Source organism: Actinomadura sp. 7K507, from assembly GCF_004348425.1.
Taxonomy (GTDB): Bacteria; Actinomycetota; Actinomycetes; order Streptosporangiales; family Streptosporangiaceae; genus Spirillospora.
The window spans coordinates 1-5,301 of the sequence record NZ_SMKK01000388.1 but is presented as its reverse complement, the minus strand read 5'-3'; the positions used below and the strand labels follow the sequence as shown (position 1 = coordinate 5,301).

The 5,301-nt window shown below is 69.5% G+C and carries 8 protein-coding genes; 3 read left to right on the top strand and 5 right to left on the bottom strand.

All coding sequences use genetic code 11. The annotated features are described in order from the left end of the window. The first annotated feature begins 142 nt into the window (after positions 1–142). Together E1285_RS43010 and E1285_RS46210 are read left to right on the top strand one after the other, a co-directional pair. Complete coding sequence (locus E1285_RS43010; RefSeq protein ID WP_132160676.1) at positions 143–355, top strand: hypothetical protein; 213 nt, start codon at positions 143–145, stop codon at positions 353–355. Then, entirely contained in the window at positions 349–510 is a 162-nt protein-coding gene (locus E1285_RS46210) for a hypothetical protein (RefSeq protein ID WP_165967010.1), read from the top strand. The genes E1285_RS43010 and E1285_RS46210 overlap by 7 nt, the downstream gene beginning before the upstream one ends. Here the strand turns inward: E1285_RS46210 and E1285_RS43005 are convergent. The 4 genes from E1285_RS43005 to E1285_RS46205 form a co-directional block, all read right to left on the bottom strand. Beyond that, positions 488–1,399, bottom strand: a complete 912-nt coding sequence (locus E1285_RS43005; protein WP_132160675.1) for an LLM class F420-dependent oxidoreductase — start codon at positions 1,397–1,399, stop codon at positions 488–490. The genes E1285_RS46210 and E1285_RS43005 overlap by 23 nt on opposite strands. 287 nt (positions 1,400–1,686) lie before the next feature. Then, positions 1,687–2,274, bottom strand: a complete 588-nt coding sequence (locus E1285_RS43000) for a hypothetical protein (RefSeq protein ID WP_207947245.1) — start codon at positions 2,272–2,274, stop codon at positions 1,687–1,689. A gap of 102 nt (positions 2,275–2,376) precedes the next feature. After that, the gene (locus E1285_RS42995) at positions 2,377–2,697 is read right to left on the bottom strand and encodes a hypothetical protein (protein ID WP_132160674.1); all 321 of its coding nucleotides are present in this window, start codon (positions 2,695–2,697) and stop codon (positions 2,377–2,379) included. A gap of 145 nt (positions 2,698–2,842) precedes the next feature. Beyond that, positions 2,843–3,850, bottom strand: a complete 1,008-nt coding sequence (locus E1285_RS46205) for an SDR family NAD(P)-dependent oxidoreductase (protein WP_165967009.1) — start codon at positions 3,848–3,850, stop codon at positions 2,843–2,845. Positions 3,851–3,936: 86 nt separating this feature from the next. Between E1285_RS46205 and E1285_RS42985 the strand changes: the two genes are divergently transcribed. After that, positions 3,937–4,326 (top strand): MerR family transcriptional regulator, encoded by a 390-nt coding sequence (locus E1285_RS42985; RefSeq protein WP_132160673.1) that lies wholly within the window; start codon positions 3,937–3,939, stop codon positions 4,324–4,326. Between the two features lie 226 nt (positions 4,327–4,552). On the opposite strand, the gene E1285_RS42980 is transcribed toward E1285_RS42985, so the two are convergent. Next, on the bottom strand, positions 4,553–5,301 hold a 749-nt coding region (locus E1285_RS42980), incomplete at its 5' end, for a VOC family protein (RefSeq protein ID WP_207947244.1).

The window sequence follows — 5,301 nt, the reverse complement described above, 5'->3', positions numbered from 1 at the left end:
ACCCGGCACCGGCGACGCCCCCTCCGCCGCCCGCGAGCATTCCACTGCCCGCGGGCATGCTGCGGACGGGGACCGAGGTGCTGGCCGGCACGGAGATGCCGTCGGCCGCGACCATGGGGCCGCCCGCGACCGCGACGCGGCGATGAATCGGACTCGCGAGGCGCTCGCTGAGCTGTTCGAGCCCGAACGCGACGGGCTGCGCCTGCCCGTCGATCAGGTCGCGGACCTTTTCATGGGCCTGATGTTCACGCGGTCCCGTCCCCCCGGCGGTCCCAGCGCGCCGAACCCCTCCATTGAGGCCTTCCTGGACGTCTTCCTGAACGGCGCCCTCACGAAAGGAAGCACCGCATGGTGATCGCCCTCGACCGCACCATCGTGACGGCCGCCGACGGGCCCGCGCACGCCGACGGCGGACGGATCGACCGCGCCCGCCCGCACGGTGGCCCCGGTGTCTCCTTCTCCGGCGCCGGCGGCAACCTCTACGAACTCATCTCGCCATCACGGTTTTGAGGAACTTCCTGGTCCGGCCACGGTCCTCGCCCGACATGTACTCCGCGGCGACGAAATCGGTGACGCCCGCTCCGGACAGCTCCTCCAGCTTCGCCGCGACCGTGTCCTCGTCCCCGACGATGGCAAGGTCGGCCGGGCCGTCCACCCCTTCGCGGTCCATCATCGCCCGGTAGGACGGCAGCCCCCCGTACAACTCGAACATCGTGCCCGCCTGCTCCCGCGCGTGCTCGGCATCGTCCGTGACGCACACGGGCAGCGCGCACACCACCCTCGGTTCCGGCCGCCCCGCCGCCTCGGCCGCCGCCGTAATGGTCGGTGCGATGTGCTCGCGGATGGTCACGGGGCCGGTCATCCACAGCACCGTGCCGTCCGCCCGCTCGCCGGCAAGCTGGAGCATCTTGGGCCCCAGCGCCGCGAGCAGCACGGGCACCCGGCCCTCGTTCGGAACGCTGAGCCCGATGTTGCCCTGGAGGGTCTCACCCTTGAACGACGCGTTCTCCCCGGCCAGCAGCGGCAGCAGGACCGACAGATACTCGTCCATGTGGCGCAGCGGCCGCGCGTAGTCGTACCCGTACATGTCCTCGATGACGACCTTGTGCGACAGCCCGATGCCGAGCGTGAACCGGCCCTGGAGCGCCAGTGAGGTCGTCCTGGCCTGCTGCGCCAGCACGGCCGGATGCCGCGGATACGTCGGCACGACCGCGGTCCCCAGTTCGATGCCCGGCACATCTCTCCCGGCCAGGGCCAGTGCGGTCGGTGCGTCCAGCCCGAAGATCTGGGAGATCCACGCTGACGGGAACCCGTCGTCCGCGGCGCGCCGCACATCGTCCGCCAGCTTGCCGAGCGCTTCAGCCCCGCCGCGTTCGGTCAGGAGAACACCAATTCGCACAACGACCTCCCAGTCACCGAGCCACCACCACATCGCCGCGCCACATGGCGTGACGCCCGCTCTCATTCGCAGTCCGCGCCCCGGCAAGGGGCCTCGAGAACCAACCCGATCTTTACACACCGACCTTTCGCCCCACACGCCCAACCAGACCGATCAGGCGCAGGTCTTGCCGCACGGATCGAGGGGGCACGAGGAACCTCCGGGGCGGATGCGGGCAGCGGCACGACCGGCGTTCCAGGGCGAAGTGCCCAGCGAAGGTCGAAGGCGCGTCGTGCCGGGCGCCATCACTACGCCCGACCGCGGGCGGCTTGGTCCCTCGCTTCCGTGAAGAATTCGAGTAGTGCGGTGGCGCCGGGCAGCAGGCGAACTGGTCGCGCGGCGCCGAAGGAGGCGTTCCAGAACGACCCCTGGCGTGGCTCCCACGGCCCGGCGTACGCGTACGGCTCATCCAGGTGGGTGTCGCCCGCGGACACCCCGTAGTTGACCTCATCGAGGCTTATGGCCAGGTCGAAGTGTTCGGGCCACAGCACTGGCGTGGTCTGGGGCGCGAACTTGGTCAGCGCCTCTTGGCCCAGGCCGAAGCATTCTTCGATGTGCTGCGCGGCCTCCGCGTCCGCGCCGAGGATCTCATCGGGATCCACGCCGCCGCCGTCCGTGTAGAGATCCTCCGCGGCTCCCGCGTCGATGCCCGCCGCCGCGGCGAGTTCCCTGCAGGTGGCACCGTTGATCGGGATCTCCCGGTCCCCGGCCACGAACCGCGTCCCGTTCACCCGCAGGTCCGGCTCCTGGACGGTTCCGAAGCCGCCCTCGACGATCCTCAGCCGGATCGTTCCGCTTCGCCTGTACTGCGGCCCGGCGAGGACGAGTTCAGCCACACCGTGTAACGAGCGCCGAGTGGTTTTCATAGTTTCCCGATCGATGGCCATCGTCCATCCTCTGCTTGGGTTGCATCTCACCCTGCGACCCGGCGCGCATATTTACAAATCGCCTTGCGGTACATGTTCGTCCGCGAGTTTCCGGTCGTTCTCGGCCCACCTGCGGTGCCGGTTGGCCGCCTGCAGATGCGACTCGGCCTCCTCCGGATGGGCGGTGGCCATCCGTTCCAGCAGTTGCGCGGCCCGGTCATGGGCCTGCGCCGAGGAGACCATCGCCCCATGGGCGTACTCCGCGGTCTCCCGCTTGCGCTCGGCGCTCGGCTCATTAGGCGCGGGCACGTCCCACAGCACGGCGGCGCGGCCTTCGGCCTTCCGCCGGCTCCCGCGCGCCTTCACCCGAAGCGCGCGGTCTTCGCTGCCCATACCAGCCAACCCGACGCCCGAGCCCGTCGACCAACCAGCCCCCGAGACACATTCGCCTATCTACCCCGCCACCCTTCTGTTCAGCCCACCCTTGACTGGAAGTTGGCGTTCCTGTCATTTGAGGGTTGCGGTCGCCGATCCGCGGTCAGCCGGCGGCATGGTATTGGCGGATGAGCCAGGTCCCCTCGCAGCGTTCGGCGACGACGGACAGCCGCACTGGGCGGTCCTCGCCGGTGGGGCCGGTGAAGGTCACCTCCGCGAATCCACTCACCAGCCGTTCGCTCAGGCGGGTTTCGCCGAGGACTTCGACCCCGGCGGTCGCGCCCTCGGCGACGTCGCCGTAGTAGCCGACGATCTCCGCCGTGCCCTGGAGCAGGTGTGGACTGATGCCCTGGAAAAGCGCGTCCGGGCTGAACAGCGAGGTCAGGGCGGCAGGCCGGTGCTGGTTGAAGGCGCGTTGCCAGGTGTCCAGTAGCCCCGTGAGGACCCCGGCCGGCGTCGCCCGCGCGGTGTGCAGGACCTCATGCTCCCATTGGTCCCGCGGCTGGCTGTGCAGGCGCCAGTAGTGTTCGGCGATGTCGTCGGGATCGAAATCGGTGCCTGGGGCCACGGGACCGTCGACGGTGACACTGGCGGCGTGCACCCCGGCGGCCCCGTACTGCTGGTGGAGGAGCCGCACCAGGGTCCGGACTCCGGCCTTGCCCAGGGACAGGCTGACGTACTGCGGCTTCGGTTCGGGCATGCCTCCGGTGACGAGGATGGATCCATTCCCGCGGCGCGCCATCGCCGGCGCCAGATGAGTGGCGGCGGTGAGCGCACCCACCACGTTGATCGCCCAGGCCTCCAACTGCGCGCGAGCCGGCAGTTCCCCCGGCGCATCGGCCTGGACGATCGCGGCGTTGTAGACCACGACGTCAGGCGGACCGAACTCGGCGACCGCCTGGTCCAATGCCGCTCGCAAGGCGTCCTCATCGGCGCTGTCGGCTGCCAGGGTGACGACCGGCACCCCGCTTGACCCGACGGTGCGGGCCGCGGCTCGCAACGTCTCGTCGCTACGGGCCACGAGGGCGACCGGGAATCCCTCCCGGGCGAACCTGCGGGCGACCGCCTGGCCGATCCCCGACCCTGCCCCGACGACCACCGCTCCGGACATCTGCGCCTCCTCGAAATCCTTGATCGGGAATACTCGGCACGCTAAAGCGTCACACCAATGTGAAGGTCAATCCGGAGGAGGAGTGGATGCGAATCGGTGAGCTCGCCGGTACGACAGGGGTCAGTCGGCGGCTGCTGCGCTACTACGAAGGCCAGGGACTGCTGCACCCGACACGAATGGCCAACGGCTACCGGGAGTACACCGACGCCGACGTCACCGCGGTGCGCCACATCCGCGCCCTGCTCACCGCCGGACTCCCCACCACGACCATCGCTCGGCTCCTGCACTGCGTCCACGACGAAGACGGACGGATGGTGCCCTCATCCTGCCCAACCATGATCGCCAAGCTGCGGCAGGAACATTCCCGGGTCACCGAGGCGATCACCCGGCTCCGAACCTCCCAGCAAGCGCTCGACGCGATCCTCACCGCCGCCTTGGTCGGCCCCGTGCCTGCGGAACCCGCACCGCCGCGGTAACGCGAGGCAATCAGGGACTGAACAGTTTTCGCTGTAGCTCCTGATCAAGGAGGTGCCTCTGATGACGACAACAGAAGTGAAGGCGGATGCCGCGGTCGCCAAGCCCCGATCAGCCGCCGGAGGCCGGGCAGAGCAGGATCTGATCGGCCGGCTGGTGGCCCAGGCTCGTGAGCAGGGAGTGGAGTCTGCCGGTGAGGCGGGTTGGTGGGTGGTGCGGTGCGGGGGCCTAGTGCTGGCCTAGGTAGAAGCGGGTTCCTTGATCGTCGGTGCATTCTGCGGTGATGCCGTAGGGCCGCTGTTCGGGTTCGGTTGCGGTGCCGCCGGCTTCGCGGACGCGGGTGACCGCGGATTCGATGTCGTCGACCTCGTACGCAGGGACCACGACGGGACTCTCTGCGCCGCCGTACATCCCGGTCATGGGCCGCACCTCGGTACCGCCGAGTCGGACGTTCCAGCCGCCGGGGGTGTGGCCCGGGGTGAAATCCCAGCCCAGCACGGCACCGAAGAAGGAATGCGCGCGGGCGATGTCGGGGACGCCGATGGTGAGGTAGGAGATCTCGCCGTGGTGCGGGGTGACCCCGCTGGTCTGCGCGAGTTCGCGCTCGACCGGGCTGGTCCCCTCCGGGGGCTGGTAGACCGTGAAGTTCATGCCCTGGTCGTCCGTGCACATGGCGGACAGGCCGTACGGCTCGTCGGTCGGTCCTTCGGCTTGACCGCCGGCGTCGCGGATCCGGTTGATGGATTCGTCGATGTCCTCGACGGCGAAGGCCAGGTAGGCGGTGCGGTGCTGCTGGCCGCCGAACATGCCGATGTGCTGCTCGGGAAGTCCTTCGATCTGGCGGGCGGACGAGCCGCTTCCCGGAACGGCGTGCCAGCCGAGGACTGTTCCGTAGAACGCCGCGGCACGGTCGACGTCGGGCACCCAGATCGAGGTGTATCCGACGTCGCCCTCGCGAGGCCGCGCAGGGGCGGGGG